The following is a 20,967-nucleotide window of genomic DNA, read 5'->3' on the forward strand; positions in this document are numbered from 1 at the left end:
GAGGTCGGCACCATGCTGGCCGGTCCGTACGCGACCATGCTGCTGGCCGATCTGGGCGCCGAGGTGACCAAGATCGAGCCCCGCGGCGGCGAGATCTCACGCAGCGTCGGGGCCAGCTATTTCGCGAGCCTGAACCGCAACAAGTCGAGCGTCTGTCTTGACCTCAACTCCGATGCCGGACAGCGCCGCCTCGGCGACCTGGTCGCGGAATCCCATGCGCTGCTGGTCAACCTGAAGCCATCGGCGATCCGCCGGCTGGGCCTTACCTATGAGCGGTTGCGAGCGCACAACGAGCGGATCGTGTGCGTGGCGATCACCGGGTTCGGCCTGCACGGCGGCGACGACCCGGCCTTCGACTACGTGGTGCAGGCCGGGTACGGCATCGCCGCTCTGACCGGCGATCCGGACGGTCCGCCGACGCTGCCCGGGTATTCGTCGGCCGACAACTCCACCGGAATGATCGCGGCGCTCGGGTTGCTGGCGAAGATCATCTCCGGTACCGGCGGGCAGGTGGACGTGTCGCTGCGCGACGCCATGCTGTCGCAGCTGAATTATCACGCCTCCGCCTACCTCAACGACGGGGTCGAGCCGCAGCGCCGCCCGCATGGCGCCCATTCGTATTATGTTCCGGCGCAGCTCTTCCCGACCGCCGACGGGTATCTGGCGTTGTTCATCACCCATGACGGGTTCTGGAAATCCTTCGCGGCCGAGGCGGGTGTCGGCGGCTTCGAGACGATGGCCGAGCGGGTCAGCCGCCGCGACGAGGTGCTCGCGGTAGTCACGGCCATGCTGGCGACCGACACCGCCGCCGGATGGGAACGGCGATTGCGTCCGCTGGGGGTGCCGGCCGCGGCGGTCCGGACGCTGCCCGAGGCGCTCGAGGCGACCCCGCAAGCCGTCGTCACCGCGGGGGACTTCCGGCTCGTCGGCAGCCCCATCCACGTTGCGGGCTATCAGCCGGAGTACCGCCCGCCGCCGGAGCTAACCGAAGGCTGAAGCGGCCCCCTCGGTGCGCCCGCACGGCTTCAGAACGGCGAGCCCGTGAGGTGCGCCTCGGCGAGCTTGCGGAACGCCGCCACCAACCGGCTCCGGTCACCGGCGCGCGCGGCGAGCACCACGTGGCAGGGCTCGACGCCCCGCAACGGGACGGTGGTGATGTCGGGGCGCAGGGTGTTGACGCGCAAATCGGGCACAACGGCGACCGCCTGCCCGGAGGCGATCAACTCGAATTTGTCCTCGAGCGCGTTGATGAGCGGGCCATCGGGTGCGCGGCGTCCGTCAGGCCGGGGATCGATGCGCCAGAAGGCGCTCCACGCCGTGTCGGAGTCGCGGACCCGGGGCATCGGTTCGTCGGCGATGTCGTCGAGCGTGACGAATTCCCGGCCCGCGAGCCGGTGGTCGATTGACATGGCCAGCACCCGGGGCTCGTCGTAGAGGATCGTCACGTGCAGCCCGTCGGTGGGGAACGGCAGCCGGGTCACCACCGCGTCCACCTGATGGCCGAGCAACGCATCGAGGGCCCGATCCCAATCCAGGTGCGTGACTTGCACTTCGGCGTCGGGGTGCTCACGGCGCATCTCGCGCACCGCGGGGGTGACGATCATGCCCGTCGTGTACCCGATCGTGATGCGGCTCGGTTGGGCCGCGGCGCGGGCCTGGGCGGTGGCCTGCGCGGCCGAGCGCAGCAGCGCCCTGGCCCGCGGCAGGAACACCTCCCCCGCCTCGGTGAGCCGAGTGCCCTGGGGCGTGCGGTCCAGCAACCGGACGCTCAGCTGCTGTTCGAGGCGGCGGATCTGGCGGCTCAGCGACGGCTGCGCGATCCGCAGCGCGCTCGCGGCGCGACCGAAGTGCCGGTGTTCCGCAACCACGACGAAGTATCCGACCAGCCGCAGATCGAGGTCGATAACGGGCGATACCGATTCGGTCATGCGGAAAGTGTAACGGCTCGCGCGGTACTTTCCGGCCCCGAAGTGTTGCGCGACGTGCGGTCATGTCGGTTCGGTATCGCGACATGTGAAACGGGTCTTGGACAGTCCGCCCGCCCGGTCCGTTGACTGGAAGTCGCGAAGAGGCAAACGACGAAAGGGGATGTCATGGATGTCTTTGTGACGGGCGCGAGCGGACACATCGGTTCGGCCGTGGTCGACGAACTCGTGCGCGCGGGGCATCAGGTCACCGGACTGGCCCGCTCCGACGAATCGGCCGCCGCGCTGGCGGCGAAGGGTGTTCGGGTGCACCGCGGCGACCTCGACGACCTCGACGGCCTGCGGTCCGCCGCCGCCGCGTCCGACGGAGTCATCCACCTCGCCTTCAAACACGACTTCGACGACTTCGTGGGCGCCGCCGAGACGGACCTGCGCGCCGTTCAGGCCATCGGGGAGGGGCTGGTCGGGTCCGACCGGCCCTTCGTCAGCACGTCGGGGACCCTGCTGCTATCCCTCATGGGGCGGGATGGCTTTGCCACCGAACAGGACACGCTCGCAGGTGGGCCGCGCGTCGACTCGGAGAACGCGGTGATCGCGCTGGCCGAACGCGGGGTGCGATCTTCGGTGATCCGGCTGTCCCCCTTGGTGCACAGCGACTTGGACCACCATGGCTTCGCCCACCACCTGATCGACACCGCCCGCGAGACGGGCGTGTCCGCCTACATCGGCGACGGTGCCAACCGTTGGCCCGCGGTCCACACGCTCGACGCCGCCCACCTGTATCGCCTCGCTCTCGAAAAGGCGCCCGCGGGAACGCGTTTGCACGGCGTGGCCGACGAGGGGGTGCCGTTCCGCGACATCGCCGCCATGATCGGGCGCCACCTGGGCGTGCCGGCGAAGAGCATTCCACCCGAAGAGGGGGGCCATTTCGGCTTTCTCGCGCTCTTCGCCGCCTTGGACAACCCGACGTCGAGTGCGCTGACCCAGAAGATGCTCGACTGGAAACCCGAACGCGCCGGGCTGCTCGAGGATCTCGACGCCGGCCATTACTTCGGCCGGTGAGCGACGTCGTGGCCGACGCCGTGGTGGACGCCGCCCGGAAGGCGCTGGGGCCGGTGGGGGCCTGCCTGCCGGTGTCCTTCACGGGTGCACCGTCCATCCACCTGCAACGCGAGGCGGTCGACCGCATGGAACGGGCCGGGTACCGGACCGCGTGGACCAACGAGGTCATCGGCAAAGACGCCCTGGTACAGCTCGCCATGCTGCTGGCCGGCAGCAGGCGAATGGTGTTCGGCACCTGCATCGCCAACATCTGGGCCCGGCCGGCTCAGACCATGCATGCCGCGGCCGCCCAACTGGCACAGGCGTATCCGGACAGGCTCGTGCTCGGGCTCGGCGTGGGTTATCCCGAGCAGGCTGCCGCGGTGGGTCAGACGTTCGGCAGGCCGCTGGCGACGATGCGCGACTACCTCGAGCGGATGGACAGCCCGACTTGGCCACCGGCGCCCGACGCGGCGTACGCCAGGATCGTCGCCGCCAACGGACCGAGAATGCTTGTGCTGGCAGGTGATCATGCCGACGGGGCGTTTCCGGCCGGCATGCCTGCGGAGTTCACCGCGCGCGCCCGGCGGGCGCTCGGACCGGACAAACTTCTGGTCGTCGGCCTATCGCTGGCGCGAGGCATCGAGGCCGCACGGGAGGCGGTGTCCGCGCGGCTCGCCGTTGGGGCCTACGCGTCCGGGCTTGCGGAGTTGGGCTACTCGGCCCGCGATACCGACGAGGTGAGCGACCGGCTGGTCGATGCGCTTGTGGCCTACGGTGATTCGACGGGTGTGGCGGCCAAGGTGCGCACGCACCTGGCCGCCGGTGCCGACCACGTTGCACTGCTCCCGCCGGTCGGCGGTGAATTCGGCGCCGGCGTCGGCCACCTCGAAGAGCTGGGACCGGTGCTGGCCGAGCTTTGATTACGGCGCATCGCCGGCGGGCACGACGGCCGACACCACCAATTGCAGGTACGGGCGGTAAAGATTGACTCCGTCGAGTTGGCTGCCGAGCGTGACTCCGTCGTTGACGGCAAGGATGACGCGGGCCAGCTCATCGGCCGGGATGGTGAGCGACGCGCCCAGCCTCGCAACGTTTTTGGCGATGAATTCGGCCAGTGAGCGAATCGTCTCCACCCGCTGCGCGGCCAGCCTGTCGCGGGCCTCGGGGCTGCGGAGCAAAAACAACGTGAGCTCATAGTTGAGTGCGGCTCGGTTCGGGTCGTTGCTCGCTTGGCTCCACCGATCGGCGAGTTCGTCGATGTCGATGTCGCCGAGCCGATGGAACGAATGAATGATCTCGGTGAAGCCGTCGAGGAACCGTTGTCGTTGGCGGTCGGTCACCGCTAGGAACAACTCTTCCTTGGCGCCGAAGTGGGAGTAGATCGCACCGCGGGTGTACCCGGCCGCGTCCGCGATGTCCTCGAGCGCAGCCCCGCTCAGGCCCTTGCGCGCGAAGATTTCCTCGGCGGCGTCCAACAAGAGGCCGCGCGTGTGCTCGAGGCGCCGCTCCCTGGTCCACCGTTCCGCCACCGGCCCATCCTCCCACATCGCAGCCCGTTCCGGGTCCCCATATCAACCATCGAAATGACCCGTCGCGCAAGCGCATTGATCCGCGCCACGCCTGCCGCAGAGCATCTCGGGGGGGCTGCTCAGTCGCCTGACGGGATGCGCGTCCAATGTGACATGAACCACTTTAATACATTATTGTATATCTGATACATGGATGTATATGGTGACACCCGTCACACGAAGCGGCTGTGATGTCCGCTCGCGTCCGACTATCACCACGATCAGGAGATCGGCATGAGCCAAGTGACACAACCGGGACAGTGGGTGGAGCGGGACGCCGGCCTGGGCCTCGACCAACAAGACCTCGATTCCTTCAACATGCAGATCACGACCGACCGCTACACCTCGCGCGAATACGCGGGGCGGGAGCGCGAGCGCATCTGGATGCGGGTGTGGCAGATTGCCGGCCGCGTCGATGAGCTGCCGAACGTCGGCGACTGGAAGCAGTACCGCATTCTGGATCAATCGTTCGTGATCGTGCGCGGGAAGGACCAGAAGCTACGCGGATTCGTCAATGCCTGTCGCCATCGCGGCAACATCCTGTGCAATGCGACCGCCGGCAACGCCAAGCGCGGCTTCCTGTGCCAGTACCACCTCTGGTCATACGACCTGGACGGCAAGCTGCGCGGGATGCTGCGGGAAAACCTCGCCGGCCCGGTCGACAAGAGCGAGAACTCGCTCCTGGAAGTGCCGGTCGACACCTTCGCCGGATTCCTCTTCCTCAACCCCGACCCGAACGCGCAGCCCCTGCGCGACTTTCTCGGCCCCGACGTCATCGAACTGCTCGCCCCGTACCACCTCGACGACATGGTCACCGTGATGAACGTCCGAGAACCCTTGGACTGCAACTGGAAAGTCGTCATGGACGCCTTCGAGGAGGGCTATCACATCAACGGCATCCACCCGCAACTGCTCACCGTGCTCGTGATCGACCCCACGACGGCCCGGTACCGGTTCTTCGAAAACCACAGCGTCGCGGTGGCCCCGTTCGAAGTCAAAGGCGCCAGTGCGGAGAAGCAGATCGAGGGCATCCTGAACCTGCCGGACACCTTCCCCTCGACCGTCGCGGTCATCCCGCGCTTCCAGGAGCTTCTCGCCGAGTATCAGTCGCCGGACGGCGCGGTCCAATTCCCCGAGGGCGTGACCGCACGCAAGCTGCTTCAGCGGGCCACCCGCGACACCCTGACCGGCATGGGTTTGGACGTCAGTGGCCTCACCGAGGACCAGATGAGCGACAACCAGGGCTGGGTGTTGTTCCCCAACTACTTCATGACGATCCGTGCCGGCGAATGTCACGTCATCATGGCGGCGCCCCACCCGGACGGCGACCCGAACCGCTGCATCTGGCACGTAAGCAGCTACATGTACCTGCCGCCGGAACACCGCGACGCCTTCCGGGTCCCGCTGACCGAAGTGGACGAGCCGGGCAGCTACAAATACTTCGAGGCGCTGCAACAGGACTACGAGCAGATGCCTCGACAACAGCTCGGTCTGCGTAACAGCAGGCTCGACCACATGTCGCTGGTCAAAGAGGAAGTCGTCATCGGCCACTACCATTCGGTCGTGGACCGCTACATGGCCAACGGTGCATGAGCCGGAAAGAGGTCCAATGAATATCGACGAACGCATCGCCCACCACCGCCGCATGGCCGAGGCCTACCGCGACGCCTACCTGCGCCAGGGGGTGCAGGACGGCGAAGCATTCGCCGACGCTTGGAAATTCGCCGAGGACGGCATCTACGTCTCGCCCTACTTCACCGGTGACCAGGTGTTCAAGTTCAGCGAGTTCCCCGAGGACACGGCCCGGGCTTCGACGATGGAGGCGAAGGCCTACTCGCTGACCTTCCCGGACTGGAAGCCCGCCGACTTCAAATACTGGCCTGCGGAAAACGGCGTCGTCATGAAGACCCGCTGGGAAGGCCACACCAAGGACGGCGTCCGGATGGGCTTCTACTCCTACAGTTTCATCGAGACGAACGACGCCGGAGAATTGACGCGCTGGGAGACTCACGTCAACGACGAGTACAACGCCTTCCTGGACGTGGCCATCGGGGTGCATGGTCCGTTCCACGGCACCGGAGAGTACGTCGAGGCGCTTGAACGCTGCCTGGCGAAAGCCGGGGTGTCGGTATGACGTTGCTGCACAAGGTCGAGGATGTCATCGGCTCGCACACCGGCCGCACGCGCACAGTGCTGCAGTACTGCGACAACACCAAACGTCTGGTCGACGCGACGAAGAAGCCCGGCTTCTCGGTGGACAGCTGGGCGCCGCTGGCGGAGTTGGTCGCCGTCGGCGAGTTCGAGCGGGTCGGTGCCTTCAAAGAGGTGATGAGGTGGCCGGACTATGTCGAGTTCCTCACCCACTGGGCCACCTCCTCGCAATGGGAGTGCTCGTTCAAGCACATCACGGAGTCCGGCGGCCGTGTGTTCCTCGAGCTGGAAGAGCGCAGCGAGGTAGGCGATTTCCGCAGCGTGGTCAACTCGCTGTCGGTATACGACTTCACCCACGACGGCAAGATCCGCCACATCGACCTCTACCTGCAGATGACGCCGCCACAGCCGGAAATGCTCAAAAGCTTTGAGGGAGTGGAACTGCCGCAGTGAAGGCCGACGACATCGACAACAGTGATTTCTTCACCGACAACGAGCTGCTGGCCGATCCATACGACTATCTCGCCGCGATGCGGGAAGAATGCCCGGTGCGGCGCGAGCCGCACCATGACGTCGTGATGGTCACCGGTTACGACGAGGGTGTCGCAATCTACAACGACACCAAGAGGTTCTCCTCCTGCCTCTCGGTGACCGGGCCGTTCCCGGGCTTCCCGGTGGCGCCGGACCACCACGGTGACGACGACATCACCGAGCTGATCGCGGCGCGGCGCGGGGAGCTACCGTTCAACGACCAGTTGCCGACCTTCGATCCACCGGTGCACACCGCCCACCGGGCCTTGCTGTCCCGGATGATCACCCCCAAGCGACTCAAGGAAAACGAAGAGTTCATGTGGCGCCTCGCCGATCGGCAGCTGGACGTCGCGCTGAGCGGTGAAGGGTGCGAATTCATCGGAGATTTCGCGTCGCCGTTCGCGATGCTGGTGATCGCCGACCTGTTGGGCGTTCCCGAGTCGGATCACGAGGAATTTCGTTCCGCGCTGCTCAACGAGGCGGGCACCATCGGGAGCAGCGAAGGCGACACCATGCGTCATTCGCCGCTGGAATACCTGTATGGCAAATTCACCGCTTACATCGAGGACAGGCGGCGCCATCCGCGCGGCGACGTGCTCACCGGGGTCGCGTCAGCCACCTTCCCGGACGGCAGCACGCCCGAAGTCATCGACGCGGTGCGCGTGGCGGCCAACCTGTTCGCCGCCGGGCAGGAGACGACGGTGCGCCTGCTCAGTGCCGCCGTGCTGATGCTCGCCGAAAGCCCGCAATTGCAAGGCAAACTGCGCGCCCACCGCGAACTCATCCCCGATTTCATCGAGGAGACGTTGCGCTACGAGAGCCCGGTGCGCGGTGACTTCCGACTGTCCAAGTGCCCGGTGACTGTGGGCGGGGCCGATCTTCCGGCGGGCACCACGGTGATGCTCGTCAACGCCGCGCTCAACCGCGACCCTCGCAAGTTTCCCGAGCCCGATACCTTCGACATCCACCGCCCCAACGCGCGCAGCCATGTCGCGTTCGGCCGCGGCCCGCATGCCTGCCCGGGCGCGCCGCTGGCGCGCACCGAGGCGCGGGTCAGTCTGGAGCGAATGCTCGCCCGCACCAGCGACATTCGCGTCGACGAGGATAAGCACGGTCCTCCCGGCGACCGCCACTACCGGTACCTGCCCACCTTCATCTTGCGGGGGCTCAGCCGGCTACACATCCGATTCGAGTAACTCGGATGCCGTTTCGGGGGACCACCGCCATCGTGACCGGCGGGGCGATGGGACTGGGCCTGGCCATCACCGAGGCGCTCGCCGCGCGCGGCACCAAGGTCGCGGTGTTCGACATCGCCGCCGAAGCGGTGCGGACGCAAGTGGCTCGGCTGAGCGAAAGCGGCGCCACCGTCAGCGGCTACGTCGTCGACGTGTCGGACCGCGCGGAGGTCGAGGCCGCGGTGGCACGGGTGCGCGGCGAGCTGGGCCCGGTGCTGATTTTGGTGAACAACGCCGGCATCGAGCAGTTCGGCAAGTTCGCCGAGATCACCGACGAGCAGTGGGACCGCGTCATGGCGGTGAACCTGCGGGGCCCCTTCACCTGCACACAGGCGGTGCTGCCGGACATGCTCGACGCTGGTTGGGGCCGTATCGTCAACATCTCGTCGTCCAGCGCCCAGGGTGGTCAGGCGCGCATGGCCGCGTACGTCAGTTCCAAGGCGGGAGTGATCGGGTTGACCAAGAGTCTGGCGCTGGAGCTGGGTCCAAAAGGCATCACCGCCAACACGATCCCGCCCGGCATGGTGGTGACTCCGATGCTGGAGAAGGCGATCGCCGAAGGCAGGTTTACGGCCAGCCTAGAGCACTTCGCCGGCATCACGCCGGTGCGCCGGGCCGGCCGGCCGGAGGACATCGCCAACGCGGCGGTATTCCTATGTCAGGACGAATCGTCCTACATCACAGGGCAAGTCATCGGCGTCAACGGAGGACGGAGAACATGATCGACGACGACAGCGCCCCGCGGCAGAGGCTGACCCCCCTGACCGCCGACCAATGGGGGGATGCCGAGTATGCGGCCTTCGGAGTGCTGCTGGGCATTCCGGGTGAAAAGGTGCCTCGCGCCGGCTCGGGACACGCCATGGACCCGTTGAAGTTCGACATCATCGGCCTGCTTGCCCGCCACCCCGAAATGGCCGGGGCCTTCCTGACCTTCAACGGCTTTCTGTTGCGGCGCGGCGAACTGTCGCCGCGCCTGCGCGAATTGGCGATCCTGCGTGTCGCCAAGACCCGGCGCTCGGCCTTCTTCTGGGGCGAGCACTCCAAAGTCGCCGTCGAAAGCGGTGTGCCGCAGGAGGACATCACGCGGCTCGCCGAGGGCAACGAGGGGTTCTCCGGCGCCGACCTGCTGGTCCTCGAGGCAACCGACGAGATGCTCGCCGACGGCCGCGCGCAGGCCGAGACCTGGGAGCGGCTGGTCGCCGCACTCGACACCCACGCGGCGATGGAGTTGATCTTCGTGGTCGGCACCTACACGATGTTGGCCATGGCCTTCCGGACCTGGGGCCTGGCGCCTCCCCCCGGCAGCGCGCCGTTGCCCTGAACTCGGAAGGCCGCCGACGCGCGAGTGTGCGGCTGGCCGCACACTCGGCGCGCCACACGCTACGGCAGCTCGGCGAGCTGCCTTTCCTGATAGAGCCGCGCCCACTCGGCGCGCGTCCGGATCGACACGTCCACGTCGACGGCGTTGGCGCGCAGGGCTTTCACGGTTGCCCGTTCGCGGTCCGTCCGCGCGAAAGGGTCCCAACTGAAGAACCGGCAGGCGTTGCCCCAGGTGATCTTGTCGATGTCGGAGTCGTCGGCGCCGGCGGCGCCCAACTCGGCCAGCACCCGCTCGGGCGCGTCCGGCCAGAAGCAATCCGAGTGCGGGTAGTCGCACTCCCAGGCGATGATGTCGATGCCGATCTCGTGGCGCAGCTTCAACGACGTCTTGTCGGTGACGTAGCAGGCCAGCGAGTGCTCGCGGAAGACCTCGCTGGGCAGCTTGTCCCCGAAGTCGCGGCGCAGCCACTTCTGGTTGGTGTAGTGGCGGTCGCTGCGGTCGAGGTAGAACGGGATCCAACCGATGCCGCCTTCGGAGAAGGCGAACCTCAGGTCGGGGTAGTTGCGCATGGCGGGGCCCCACAACAGATCTTGGGCGCACATCGCGGAGACCTGGGTGGCCAGGATGATCAGGTTGTCGATCGGCGCGTTGGGGGCCATGCTGATCGCCCCGAATCCGGTGCCGATGTGCAGGCACATCACCACGTTCTGCTCGGACAGCGTGCGGAAGACCGGGCCCCAGTAGTCGTCGTCGTGGTAGCTCGGAAGCCCTTCCAGGTGAGGCAATTCCGGCATCGTGACCGCCCGGCAGCCCTTGGCCGCGACCCGGCGGATCTCGGCGCACATGCCCTCGGGGGTCCAGGTCGGCAGGATGGCGATCGGGATGAACCGGTCCGGGTAGGCCCCGGCCCACTCGTCGATGTGCCAGTCGTTGTAGGCCGACACCATGACCAGGGTGACGTCCTCGCGCGTCATGTTGAGGTGCCGCGCGGAGAAGCCGGTGAAGGTGGGAAAGCACATCGAGGCGAGGATGCCGTTGCGGTTCATGTCCCGAACGCGTTCGTGGACGTCATAGACGCCCGGGCGCATTTCGGCGAAACCGGCCGGGTCCCGTCCCCATTCCTCGGCCGGCCACGACACCACGGCATTGAGCCCGCTGACGCCCTGTGGCCTGCCCTGGTACATCCACTGGTCGACGCCCTTGTCGTCCGTCACCACGACCGGTGCCTCGTCCTTGTACCTGGCGGGGACATGGCGCAGGAACATGTCCGGCGGCTCGACCACGTGGTCGTCGATGCTCACCAGGATCAGGTCGTCGACGTTCATGAGCCGACGCGCTCGGTGGTCGTCTCGAACAGTCGCGGGATGGGAGCGGGATCCAGCTGCAGGGCGTCCGACATGTGCAGCTGTCCGGCGTTGGCGATCATGTTGTCCAAGATGGCCTGCAGGTCGTCGCCCTCGAGTTCGTAGATGGCGACATACGGGCCCTGCCCGTCAACCGGGCGCAGCCGGCGCGCTCCGACGATTCCGTCGAGCGTCAGCAGTTCGGGTATGTGCACCTCGTCGTACCAGGTGTTGTATTCCTGTTCGCGTTCCGGCGAACTGGGCCGGCTTTCGACGAACATGATTCCCTTGGCCATTGATGCCACCTCTCTTCGGGTCGCTATTCATAGCGCACCGTGACCGATTCGGTGTCGGGCACGCCCTGGCAGGTCAGAACGTAGCCCTCGGCGACCTCGTCATCGTCGAGCGCGTCGTTGACCCGCATGGTCACATGGCCGTCTTCGAGCTTGGCCATGCAGGTGCCGCAGTTGCCGGCCTCGCAGCTGAAGGGTGGTTCCAGGCCGGCCCGCCGCGCGCTCTGCAACAACGTCTCGCCGGGGACCATCGGCACCGAGACCTTCTTGCGGTCCATGTGAATGGTCACCGTGCCCGCCCCGGAGCCGTTTGACGGATTTGTCACCCGTGGGGTCTCCTCGATGCTTCGGGCGACTGTCACCTCGACCGCCCTCCCGTACTTGCATTCTTCACTATAGAGAATACTATTCTCACAGAGCGATAGGATCTTCTCAAGCTTGCGCGGATGTCAGGTCGGCCCGGCCTGTCAGGGAAGGACGGGACGTGACCGAGCCGGCTGCGGTCGTGTTCGAGGAACGGCGATTGCGCCTGCCCGAACTCGACGCGCTCGCCGACGGCTGGGCCGCGACGTTGGCCGCCAACGGTGTCGCGGCAGGTCAGCGCGTCGCGGTGATGGCGTCCAACCGGCCGGAATTCGTCGCCGCCGTGCTGGGCATCTGGCGGCTGGCGGCAACGGCGGTGCTGCTCAGCCCGGCATGGAAGCGTGACGAGGTCGACCACGCGCTCGCGCTGACCCAACCCGCCCGCGCCGTCGGAGATCATCCGGTGCTGGCGCGCATGATGCCCATGTTGCACCTCGACGAGCCCGTCGGCGCGGGGCGGCCCGTGACCGCGGCGCCCTCGCCGCGGTCCGACGCGGTGCTGGTGTTCAGTTCCGGCACCACCGGCCTGCCGAAGGCCGTCCGCCACACGCACGCCGCGTTGGACGAGGCCGTCCGGCACTGGCGCGAAGCGCTGCGGCTGACCCCGCGTGACCGGATCCAAATTGCCACGCCGCCGTCGCACATCCTCGGCCTGCTCAACATCCTTACGGCGCTGCGCACTGGGGCGAGCGTGCGGCTTCATCCCCGCTTCGACGTCGACCAGATGCTGCAACACATCGAAAACGACCGCATCACAGTCGAAATGGCGGTCGCACCCATCGCGCTCGCGCTCGCCTCGCATCCGGCGCTCGAGTCCTACGACCTGTCGTCCCTGCGCTACATCATGTGGGGGGCGACGCCGGTCAGCGCCGACGTCGCGGAGACGGTCACCCGGCGCACCGGCGTCGGCTGGGTCCCCGCCTACGGAACCACGGAACTGCCTGTCATCGCCTGCAATCCGATCCGGGGCGCCCGGCTGGACGCCGTCGGGCGCGCGGTGCCGGGCGTGCAGGTGCGGGTGGTCTCACTGGAGACGGGGGAGCCGGCCGGTCCGGGCGAGGTCGGCGAGATCCAGGCCCGGTCTTCGTCAATGATGGTTGGGTACCTGCCGGCCGAAGCCACCGCCGAGGTGATTCGCGACGGCTGGTACCGCACCGGGGACGTCGGCTGGCTCGACGCCGACGGTTGGCTGCGGATCACCGATCGCCTCAAAGAGATGATCAAAGTGCGCGGTTTTCAGGTCGCGCCCGCCGAGATCGAGAGGGTGCTGCACGGCCATCCGGGCGTCAAGGACTGCGCGGTGTTCGGCGTACCCGACGGCATCAACGGGGAGGCGGTCGTCGCCGCGGTCGCCACCTGCGCACCCGTCGACGCCGGTGAGCTGACCGCCCGGGTCGATCGGCGGCTGGCTTCCTACAAACACGTGAGCCGGGTCGTGTTCGTGCCCGACATTCCCCGCCTGCCCTCGGGCAAGGTACTGCGCCGAGTGCTGAAGGAGCGCTATGGATGTACGTCTGACAGCTGAACAACACCAGTTGCGTGACGCCGCCGCCAAGCTGGCCGACGACCTTGGGCCCGCGGCGGTCCAGGACCTCGACGAACAGAGCCGAATTGCGCGCCTGGACAAGCAGATCGCGGCGACGGGCTGGCGGTCGCTGCGCTCCGACGGGGCATCGGGCGTCGAAGTCGCCATCGTGGCCGAGGAATTCGGGCGTCGACTGGTTGACACTCCGTTTCTGGGTCCGGTGCTCGCCGACGAGCTGACTCGTCACGTCGGCGCGGACGGCGCGGACTCGACGATCGCGGTCGACGGTCGCGCCGTCGACGCGCGGGGCGCCCGGCGGGCCCTGAGCCTTTCGGACGGAAAGGTTCTCGCCGACGATGTGCGCGACCTGACCGACGGCCCGGATTTGACCCGGGCCGATGCCAAGGTTGCGGGCACGCCGGTGACGCTGGGCGAAGTCTCCCCTGACGTCGCGGGGCAGTGGCGCGCGCTCGCGCTGGTCACCACGACGGCGGACCTGGTGGGGATCGCCCGGGGCGCGCACGCGGTCGCCTGCGACTACGCCAAAATCCGCGAACAGTACGGAAAACCGATCGGGTCCTACCAAGCCATCGCGCACCTGCTCGCCGAAAGCCTTGCGCTGATCGAAGGTTCGATCAGCGTGTCCCGCCATGCCGCGTGGGCGGTCGACGAGCTGCCGACCGCCGAGGCCGTCCGTGCCGCGCAGTTCGCGAAGGTCTACTGCGCGCGCGCCGCACGAACCGTCTGCGAGACGGCCATTCAGGTGCACGGCGGTATCGGCAACACCTGGGACTGCCTGGTGCACGTCTATCTGCGCCGCGCCCTGACATCGACCGAACTGTGGCCCGTCGCGCTGAAGGAGATCGATCTTGGACTTTCGTGACTCACCGGACGAAGCCGCCTTCCGTGAACGGCTCCGGTCCTGGCTCTTAGTGCACGCGGGAGAATTCTCCGGATCTGGCGACGAATACTGGGCCCGCCAAGCCCAATGGCACCAGGCCCTGTATCGCGAGGGGTTCTTCGGGCTGTCGTTCCCCCGCGAATACGGCGGGCAGGAGCTGCCGCCGGTCTATGACGTCATCGTCGACGAGGAGCTCGCCCGCGCCGGCGCCCCACCGCGTCCCAGCGTCGGCTATCTGATCTACGGAATCGGCCGGCATGCCAACGACGAAGTGCGACAACGGTTCCTCCCGGGCATCATCAACGGCACCGAGCGATGGTGCCAGGGCTTCAGCGAGCCCGGGGCCGGCTCGGATCTCGCCTCGCTGACCACCACCGCCCGCCTCGAGGGCGACACCTATGTGGTGAACGGGCACAAGATCTGGACCAGCTACTCGGATGTGGCGGACTGGTGCCTGTTGCTGGCGCGCACCGACCCCGCGGCCAAGCGCCACCGCGGGCTGTCGGCGTTCGTGCTGGAGATGAAACAGCATGGCGTGCAACAGCGCCCGCTGAAGATGATCAACGGGGTGACCAACGAATTCGGTCAGGTGTTCTTCGACGATGCGAAGGTACCGGCGGACCGGATGGTCGGGGCGCCCGGCGACGGCTGGGCGGTCGCGATGACCGTCGTCGGGCACGAGCGCGAACCGTCCACGCTCGGGTACGCGGCCCGCTACGGCAAGCTGGTGCGAAGCCTGTACGCGCGCAACGACGGACCGGTGTCCGAGGAGCTCGCGTGGGCGGCGGTCCAGTCCGAGATGCTGACCCACCACGTCCGGCGGCGGCTGTCCGAACAACTCGACGGCGTCTCGCACGGCCCCGAGGGGTCGCTCGACAAGCTGCTGATGACCTGGGTCGAGCAATCCGTCGGGCACGCCGCACTGGCGGTCAGCGGGACCCGCGATCCGGACCTGCTCAGCGCCTACCTGTACAGCCGCGCGCAGAGCGTGATGGGCGGGACATCACAGATACAGAAGAACATCATCGCTTCACGCATCTTGGGATTGTCGGAGTGATCGCGAACGCGGGCGATGCCCGGGTGAAGCGGGTCACGACTATAGGTGGAGTGATCGCGAACGCGGGCGATGCCCGGGTGAAGCGGGTCACGACTATAAAAGGAGTCTGACGTGTACGACATGCCTGCCGAAATCGACGTACAGGCCGACGGGCCGCTGCGGATCATCACCCTGAACCGGCCGGAGTCGCTCAACTCGGTCAACGACGACCTGCACGTCGGGCTCGCGCGGCTGTGGCAGCGACTGACCGACGACCCCACGGCCCGCGCGGCCGTCATCACCGGGGCAGGCAGGGCGTTTTCGGCCGGCGGGGACTTCTCCTACCTCAAGGAGCTGTCGGCCGACGCCGATTTGCGCGCCAAGACCATCCGGGACGGGCGGGAGATCGTGCTCGGCATGGCGCGATGCCGAATTCCCGTGGTGGCCGCGGTGAATGGGCCCGCCGTCGGGCTGGGGTGCAGCCTGGTGGCGCTCAGTGACATCGTCTACATCGCCGAAGCGGCCTACCTCGCCGATCCGCACGTACAGGTGGGTTTGGTTGCCGCCGACGGCGGCCCGCTGACCTGGCCGCTGCACATCAGCCTGCTGCTGGCCAAGGAGTTCGCGTTGACGGGCACCCGCATCGGCGCGCAGCGCGCCGTCGAGCTCGGATTGGCCAACCACATAGCGGACGACCCGCTCGCGGACGCGATCGCCTGCGCCAAAAAGATTCTGGAGCTGCCCCAGCAGGCGGTCGAAAGCACCAAACGGGTGCTCAACATTCATCTGGAGCGGGCGGTGCTGGCCAGTCTGGACTACGCGCTCTCGGCCGAGCAGCAGTCGTTCACGACCGAGGATTTCCGGTCGATCGTCACCAAGCTGGCGGAGGGCAAGAACTGAGCTCGCGGGCCATGCGGCCCGGGTTCGGGATCAGTCGTGCGGGCGCAGGAAGTCGCGCATCACGGAGTCGAACTTGTTCGGCTCCTCGATGAAGGGCATGTGGGCGCTCGACTCGAAGAACTCGAACCGCGACCCGACGATGCGCCGGTGCATGGCCCACATGTGTTCGGGCACGCATTCGTCGAACCTGCCGGCGAGGATGAGGGTGGGCAGCGCGATTTCGGGTAGCCGGTCGAACACGTCCCAGTCGCGGATCGTCCCGACGATGTGAAAGTCGCTCGGCCCGAACATGGTCTCGAAGATCTCGGTTCCCATATCGGCGAAGGCCGCCAAGAGCTCTGGGGGCCAGGGGTGCACGCGGCACAGGTAGGTTTCGTTCCAGGTCCGGATCGCGTCCTGGTATTCGGCCAGGTGCGTCGTCCCGGCGGCCTCGTGGCGGTCGATGGCCGATTGCGTCGCCGGATCGAGTTCGCCTTTCAGGCGCGCCACCATCTCCGAGAACTGCGGAATGGACGCGATGCTGTTGGAAATGGTCAGGCTGACCGCCCCGGACGTCACGTCGAGCGCGTACTGCTGCGCCAGCATCCCGCCCCACGAGTTGCCGAAGACGTGGAAACGATTCAGGCCGAGACCCTGTACCACCGCGTCCATTTCGGCGACCGACCGCTGCATCGTCCACAGTTCGCGGTTCGACGGGCGATCGGACTCGCCGCAGCCCAGCTGATCCCAGAAGACGACTTCACGCTCGTCGGCCAGCCGTTCCAACGAACGCAGATAGCTATGGGGCAGACCGGGCCCGCCGTGCACCACCAGCAGGGGAAGACCCGGCCCGCCGCCGATGCGCTTGAACCACACGTTGCCGCCCGGGACCGCGATCGTTCCCTCCATGGCCGACGATGCCTCCCTAGCTTTGGCGAGCAGACGCAAAGTCGCGCCCCGCGGTGCCGGTATATGCGATTTTGCGACTGCTCGCGAGTCCACCGCTCCTTGCAACGCTGACTCTCAGAATGAGAGAATAGTGTTCTCATCGCTGCGGGGGCTCTTCCGGCACCCGCGCCGCGCTCGCCGAAGTGGAGAAGACCCGTGCCCGAAGCCGTCATCGTGTCCGCCCTGCGCACCCCGATTGGCACCGCCCGGAAGGGCACCCTCCGCGACACCAGCGCCTTCGACCTGGCGCACCATGTCGTCTCCGAAGCCGTGAAGGATGTGGACCCGGCGCAGGTGGACGATGTGATCCTGGGCGAGGGGCTCTACGGCGGCGGCGTCATCGCACGCCACGCGGCGATCACCGCCGGCCTGACCCAGGCGCCCGGCCTCGCCAACAATCGCCACTGCGCGGCCGGCCAGGCGGCGGTGCAGAGCGCGGCGGCGAGCGTGCGCGCCGGCATGGACCAGCTCGTCATCGCCGGGGGCGTGAATTCCGCCTCCACGTCGCCCCGGTCGCGGATTCAGGTGGACGGCGAATGGGTCGACTGGTTCCCCCCGACGCACCCGGACAGTCCCGAGGCGCCGAACATGGACATGTCGATCACCGTCGGCTGGAACGCGGCGGTCGAGGCCGGTGTGAGCCGCGAAGAGATGGACGCGTGGGCGCTGCGGTCCCACCGCAACGCCATCGCCGCGATCGACGAGGGTCGCTTCAAGGAAGAGATCGTCCCGATCGAGACGCCACACGGGTTGTTCGCGGTCGACGAACACCCGCGTCGCGACACCACCATGGAGAAGTTGGCCGCGCTCAAGCCGCTGCACCCGGAGATCGAGGGCTTCTCCATCACGGCGGGCAACGCCTGCGGCGCCAACGACGGTGCCGCCGTGCTGACGATCGCGAGTGACCAGCTGGGGCTGCCTGCGTTGGCCACCGTGCGGTCCTGGGCCTCCGTCGGCGTCGATCCCGCCGTCACCGGCTTGGCGCCGGTGCGGGCGATCCCCAAAGCCCTTGCCCGGGCAGGGCTCTCGCTGTCAGATGTGGACCTGTTCGAGATCAACGAGGCCTTCGCCGCCATGTGCGTGGCGACCGTCAAGCTGCTCGACCTGGAACCGGACAAGGTCAATGTGAGCGGCAGCGGCTGCTCATTGGGGCACCCGGTCGCAGCGACCGGTGCCAGGATGCTGGTGACCCTCGTCCACGAATTGCGCCGCCGCGGTGGCGGAATGGGCGTCGCTGCCATGTGCGCGGGTGGCGGCATGGGGTCCGCGACGGTGATCGAGGTTCCGGCCCCCTAAATGGAGATCGCCGACCTGCTCGCGAGTGCTCGCAACGGATCTCCGCGTGCGGCGGGCCGGCTCCTCTCCCTGGTCGAGGGCGAGCGCCGCGAGGAGGTGCTGGCAAGCATCGAGCCCTCCCCGGTGGCCGTGGTCGGCATCACCGGGCCGCCGGGGGCGGGCAAGTCGACGACGATCGCCGCCCTGGTCGGCGCCTACCGGGAGCGCGGGTGCCGGGTGGCGGTCTTGGCGGTGGACCCGTCGTCACCGTTCAGCGGTGGTGCGCTGCTGGGCGATCGAATACGAATGGCCGCGCATATCAACGACTCCGATGTGCTGATCAGGTCGGTGGCAACCCGCGGCCATCTGGGCGGACTGGCCGCCGCCGTCCCCGCGGCCATCCGGCTGCTCGGCGCCATCGGCTACCGCATCGTCCTGCTGGAGACGGTGGGGGTGGGACAGTCCGAGATCGAAATCGCCGCGGTCGCGGATCCCACCGTCGTCATCCTCAACCCGGGTGCGGGCGACGCGGTTCAGGCCGCCAAGGCGGGGGTGCTCGAAGTGGCCGACATCGTGGCGGTGAACAAGGCCGACCGCGACGGCGCCGAACAGACCGTGCGGGACCTGCGGGCCGAAACCGACGCCCCGATCCTTCGCCTCGTCGCCGACCGCGGCGAAGGGGTTACCGAGCTGATGGCCGCCATCGAGGACCATCGCCGCGCCGACAGTCGTGCCCGCCGGCTGGCCCGCGCGCGAGCGCAGATCCTCTCGCTCGCGCAATCCCGGCTGCGCAGCAGCCCGGATCTCGATCGGCTCGCCGAAGCGGTCGCCGACGGCGACCAGGACCCCTACTCGGCGGCCGAACACCTGCTCGCGCCGACCATCGGGGAGCAGGACTAGCGACGGCGATTGTCCCCCGATTGGGGGAACGGCCATTCATCCCGTTTGCGGACCGATCGGCGGAGGTCGGGCCGGGTGAATCTCCTTACGTTGATCTCGTGCTGAAACGGCACGATCTCGCGACGAGTTAGGAGACCTGGCACATGGCTCACACACCCGAACTGTCGGCCGCACACGTTGGCGAGCAGCTGGAGCTGTACCGCCGGATGTGGGTGCTGCGTCTGCTCGACATGGCGCTGGAAGAGTCGCGCATCGACGGCCTGCTCGACGGGCCAATGGTGGCCGCATTCGGCCAAGAGGCCGTGGCCGTCGGCGCTACCGCGGCGCTTCGGCCCGGCGACATCATGAGCACCGCGATCCGCCATTTCGAGCACGCACGGCAGGTCGGCCTTGTCCTTCCGTTGGGCCCGGCGATCGCCGAAACGATCGTGCCGAGCCGCTGCGCCGTCGCCGATGCGAAGGAGAGCCCCTTCGCGACGGAATGGAAGGAGATCTTCGCGACGTCCGACCCGATGCGGAAGTCGATCCTGTTCGCGCTCGGAGACGCCTACGCGCAGCGACTGGCCGGTGCGGGTGGGGTCACGCTGTGCGTGGTAGGAACCGACGCCGTGGACTCCGCCGAGTTCAAGTCGGCCGCATCAATCGCGCTGTCGTGGCGGCTTCCGGTGGTATTCCTGGTGGAAAACATCCGCGACGGTTCGGGTGTGCGCCGCGGCCCGCGTGAGCGGCACGGATTACCCGTGCTCTTGGCCGACGGCAAAGACGTTGGCGCAGTTAATGACTCGGTTACTCGGGCGGTGCGGCGGGCGAGCGTCGGCGAGGGTCCCACCATGGTCGAGGCGGTCACCTACCGCACCAACCACCCCGCCGGGGCCGACCCGTTGGTCTTTGCCAGGCGAGAGCTGACCCGCGCCGGTGTGAGCGCCGGCCACCTCTACGAGGTGGAACGCCGGGCTCGCCACCTGGTGGCCGAGGCCGCGGCCGTGGCCAACGCACTGCTGCGCTGCGGCGGACCGGCGCCGGTCAGCGAACCGGACCACTGGTCGGCCGCTAGCTGAGCAGACCTTGCCGCATCGCCTCGGCGACGGCGGCGGCGCGATCGCTGACGCCCAGCTTCTCGTAGAGGCGTTGGACGTGGGTCTTGACCGTCGACGGCGCCACATACAGCTCGCCGGCGATCACCGGAATGCTTTGCCCACGCGCAATCCGGTTGAGTACCTCTCGTTCTCGCGCGCTGAGCACGGGGCCGGTCGGTGCCGCCCGGTGGCGGATCTCCGCGGTGAGGCCTCCGACGAGCGCCGGTGCCACCACGTCGCGCCCCTGCGCACAGTCCAGCACCGCCTTGACTATCTCGCTGCGCGTCGAGTCCTTCAGCACGAACCCGGCGGCGCCCTGCTGCAGTGCCTGGTACACGATGGCGGGCTCGTCGTGCGCCGAGATGAGCAGCACCCGGGTCGGCAAGTCCCGGCTCCGCACCGCCGCCGCGACCTGCCCACCATCCATGCCGGGCATCCGGTAGTCGAGCAACGCGACGTCCGGCAGGTGTTCCTTGATCAACTCCAGCGCCGCCGAGCCGTCGTCAGCCTCGCCGATCACGGTCACCGAGCCGCTCGACGACAGGGCGCGCACCACGCCTTCGCGAAACAGGGGGTGATCGTCGCCAACAACCACCCGCACCTTTTCCGGCGTCGCTGGGCTGGCCATGGCGATGAGTCTAGACCGCAAAGCG

At 67.7% G+C, this 20,967-nt stretch carries 23 protein-coding genes; 16 read left to right on the forward strand and 7 right to left on the reverse strand.

Annotation, left to right across the window (positions count from 1 at the left end; translation table 11 throughout):
* Window positions 1-12 precede the first annotated feature (12 nt).
* On the forward strand, window positions 13-996 hold the full coding sequence (locus BST44_RS04340; protein ID WP_244184726.1) for a CaiB/BaiF CoA transferase family protein: 984 nt from the start codon (window positions 13-15) through the stop codon (window positions 994-996).
* A gap of 29 nt (window positions 997-1,025) precedes the next feature.
* Here the strand turns inward: BST44_RS04340 and BST44_RS04345 are convergent, their stop codons facing one another.
* Window positions 1,026-1,928 carry a LysR family transcriptional regulator gene (locus BST44_RS04345; RefSeq protein ID WP_083175200.1) on the reverse strand — a complete coding sequence of 301 codons (903 nt, stop codon included), beginning with the start codon at window positions 1,926-1,928 and terminating at the stop codon, window positions 1,026-1,028.
* A gap of 165 nt (window positions 1,929-2,093) precedes the next feature.
* Here BST44_RS04345 and BST44_RS04350 point away from each other — a divergent pair, with 165 nt between their 5' ends.
* Both BST44_RS04350 and BST44_RS04355 read left to right on the forward strand, forming a co-directional pair.
* Complete coding sequence (locus BST44_RS04350) at window positions 2,094-2,987, forward strand: SDR family oxidoreductase (protein WP_083175201.1); 894 nt, start codon at window positions 2,094-2,096, stop codon at window positions 2,985-2,987.
* Window positions 2,984-3,889 (forward strand): LLM class flavin-dependent oxidoreductase, encoded by a 906-nt coding sequence (locus BST44_RS04355; protein WP_083175202.1) that lies wholly within the window; start codon window positions 2,984-2,986, stop codon window positions 3,887-3,889. Before BST44_RS04350 ends, BST44_RS04355 begins: the two co-directional genes overlap by 4 nt.
* Here the strand turns inward: BST44_RS04355 and BST44_RS04360 are convergent, their stop codons facing one another.
* A complete protein-coding gene (locus BST44_RS04360) occupies window positions 3,890-4,498 on the reverse strand; it encodes a TetR/AcrR family transcriptional regulator (RefSeq protein WP_083175403.1) in 609 nt (202 codons plus the stop codon). It lies immediately after the preceding gene.
* Window positions 4,499-4,771: 273 nt separating this feature from the next.
* Between BST44_RS04360 and BST44_RS04365 the strand changes: the two genes are divergently transcribed.
* The 6 genes from BST44_RS04365 to BST44_RS04390 are packed head-to-tail and all read left to right on the forward strand — an operon-like array spanning window position 4,772 to window position 9,775.
* A complete protein-coding gene (locus tag BST44_RS04365) occupies window positions 4,772-6,130 on the forward strand; it encodes an aromatic ring-hydroxylating oxygenase subunit alpha (RefSeq protein ID WP_083175204.1) in 1,359 nt (452 codons plus the stop codon).
* A 16-nt stretch (window positions 6,131-6,146) separates the two neighbouring features.
* Window positions 6,147-6,671 (forward strand): hypothetical protein, encoded by a 525-nt coding sequence (locus BST44_RS04370; protein ID WP_083175205.1) that lies wholly within the window; start codon window positions 6,147-6,149, stop codon window positions 6,669-6,671.
* A complete protein-coding gene (locus BST44_RS04375; protein ID WP_083175206.1) occupies window positions 6,668-7,141 on the forward strand; it encodes a hypothetical protein in 474 nt (157 codons plus the stop codon). The genes BST44_RS04370 and BST44_RS04375 overlap by 4 nt, the downstream gene beginning before the upstream one ends.
* Window positions 7,138-8,415 (forward strand): cytochrome P450, encoded by a 1,278-nt coding sequence (locus BST44_RS04380; protein ID WP_083175207.1) that lies wholly within the window; start codon window positions 7,138-7,140, stop codon window positions 8,413-8,415. Before BST44_RS04375 ends, BST44_RS04380 begins: the two co-directional genes overlap by 4 nt.
* Before the next feature lie 5 nt (window positions 8,416-8,420).
* Window positions 8,421-9,176: an SDR family NAD(P)-dependent oxidoreductase gene (locus BST44_RS04385; protein ID WP_083175209.1), complete on the forward strand. Its 756-nt coding sequence runs from the start codon at window positions 8,421-8,423 to the stop codon at window positions 9,174-9,176.
* Window positions 9,173-9,775 (forward strand): carboxymuconolactone decarboxylase family protein, encoded by a 603-nt coding sequence (locus BST44_RS04390; protein ID WP_142274350.1) that lies wholly within the window; start codon window positions 9,173-9,175, stop codon window positions 9,773-9,775. Before BST44_RS04385 ends, BST44_RS04390 begins: the two co-directional genes overlap by 4 nt.
* Before the next feature lie 59 nt (window positions 9,776-9,834).
* Here the strand turns inward: BST44_RS04390 and BST44_RS04395 are convergent, their stop codons facing one another.
* From BST44_RS04395 to BST44_RS04405, 3 genes are read right to left on the reverse strand one after another with little or no spacing between them, the layout of a single operon-like run.
* A complete protein-coding gene (locus tag BST44_RS04395; protein WP_083175210.1) occupies window positions 9,835-11,100 on the reverse strand; it encodes an amidohydrolase family protein in 1,266 nt (421 codons plus the stop codon).
* Window positions 11,097-11,414: a DUF4286 family protein gene (locus BST44_RS04400; RefSeq protein WP_083175211.1), complete on the reverse strand. Its 318-nt coding sequence runs from the start codon at window positions 11,412-11,414 to the stop codon at window positions 11,097-11,099. The genes BST44_RS04395 and BST44_RS04400 overlap by 4 nt, the downstream gene beginning before the upstream one ends.
* 23 nt (window positions 11,415-11,437) lie before the next feature.
* The gene (locus tag BST44_RS04405; protein WP_083175213.1) at window positions 11,438-11,773 is read right to left on the reverse strand and encodes a 2Fe-2S iron-sulfur cluster-binding protein; all 336 of its coding nucleotides are present in this window, start codon (window positions 11,771-11,773) and stop codon (window positions 11,438-11,440) included.
* A gap of 122 nt (window positions 11,774-11,895) precedes the next feature.
* On the opposite strand from BST44_RS04405, the gene BST44_RS04410 reads away from it, so the two are divergent.
* From BST44_RS04410 to BST44_RS04425, 4 genes are all read left to right on the forward strand, one after another.
* Window positions 11,896-13,299 carry a class I adenylate-forming enzyme family protein gene (locus tag BST44_RS04410; RefSeq protein WP_083175214.1) on the forward strand — a complete coding sequence of 468 codons (1,404 nt, stop codon included), beginning with the start codon at window positions 11,896-11,898 and terminating at the stop codon, window positions 13,297-13,299.
* Window positions 13,277-14,182: an acyl-CoA dehydrogenase family protein gene (locus tag BST44_RS04415; protein WP_083175216.1), complete on the forward strand. Its 906-nt coding sequence runs from the start codon at window positions 13,277-13,279 to the stop codon at window positions 14,180-14,182. The genes BST44_RS04410 and BST44_RS04415 overlap by 23 nt, the downstream gene beginning before the upstream one ends.
* Window positions 14,169-15,257 (forward strand): acyl-CoA dehydrogenase family protein, encoded by a 1,089-nt coding sequence (locus BST44_RS04420; RefSeq protein WP_083175217.1) that lies wholly within the window; start codon window positions 14,169-14,171, stop codon window positions 15,255-15,257. The genes BST44_RS04415 and BST44_RS04420 overlap by 14 nt, the downstream gene beginning before the upstream one ends.
* 111 nt (window positions 15,258-15,368) lie before the next feature.
* Window positions 15,369-16,136 carry an enoyl-CoA hydratase/isomerase family protein gene (locus tag BST44_RS04425; protein WP_083175219.1) on the forward strand — a complete coding sequence of 256 codons (768 nt, stop codon included), beginning with the start codon at window positions 15,369-15,371 and terminating at the stop codon, window positions 16,134-16,136.
* 30 nt (window positions 16,137-16,166) lie between these two features.
* Here the strand turns inward: BST44_RS04425 and BST44_RS04430 are convergent, their stop codons facing one another.
* Complete coding sequence (locus tag BST44_RS04430; RefSeq protein WP_083175220.1) at window positions 16,167-17,024, reverse strand: proline iminopeptidase-family hydrolase; 858 nt, start codon at window positions 17,022-17,024, stop codon at window positions 16,167-16,169.
* 195 nt (window positions 17,025-17,219) lie between these two features.
* Here BST44_RS04430 and BST44_RS04435 point away from each other — a divergent pair, with 195 nt between their 5' ends.
* The 3 genes from BST44_RS04435 (at window position 17,220) to BST44_RS04445 (ending at window position 20,296) form a co-directional block, all read left to right on the forward strand.
* Window positions 17,220-18,359, forward strand: coding sequence for a thiolase family protein (locus BST44_RS04435; protein WP_083175222.1), 1,140 nt, complete (start codon window positions 17,220-17,222; stop codon window positions 18,357-18,359).
* Complete coding sequence (gene meaB, locus BST44_RS04440; protein ID WP_083175224.1) at window positions 18,360-19,238, forward strand: methylmalonyl Co-A mutase-associated GTPase MeaB; 879 nt, start codon at window positions 18,360-18,362, stop codon at window positions 19,236-19,238.
* 143 nt (window positions 19,239-19,381) lie between these two features.
* On the forward strand, window positions 19,382-20,296 hold the full coding sequence (locus tag BST44_RS04445) for a thiamine pyrophosphate-dependent enzyme (protein ID WP_208619720.1): 915 nt from the start codon (window positions 19,382-19,384) through the stop codon (window positions 20,294-20,296).
* Here BST44_RS04445 and BST44_RS04450 read toward each other — a convergent pair.
* The gene (locus BST44_RS04450; protein ID WP_083175225.1) at window positions 20,289-20,942 is read right to left on the reverse strand and encodes a response regulator; all 654 of its coding nucleotides are present in this window, start codon (window positions 20,940-20,942) and stop codon (window positions 20,289-20,291) included. The genes BST44_RS04445 and BST44_RS04450 overlap by 8 nt on opposite strands.
* Between the last annotated feature and the right edge of the window lie 25 nt (window positions 20,943-20,967).

The organism is Mycobacterium scrofulaceum (genome assembly GCF_002086735.1).
Lineage (GTDB): Bacteria > Actinomycetota > Actinomycetes > Mycobacteriales > Mycobacteriaceae > Mycobacterium > Mycobacterium scrofulaceum.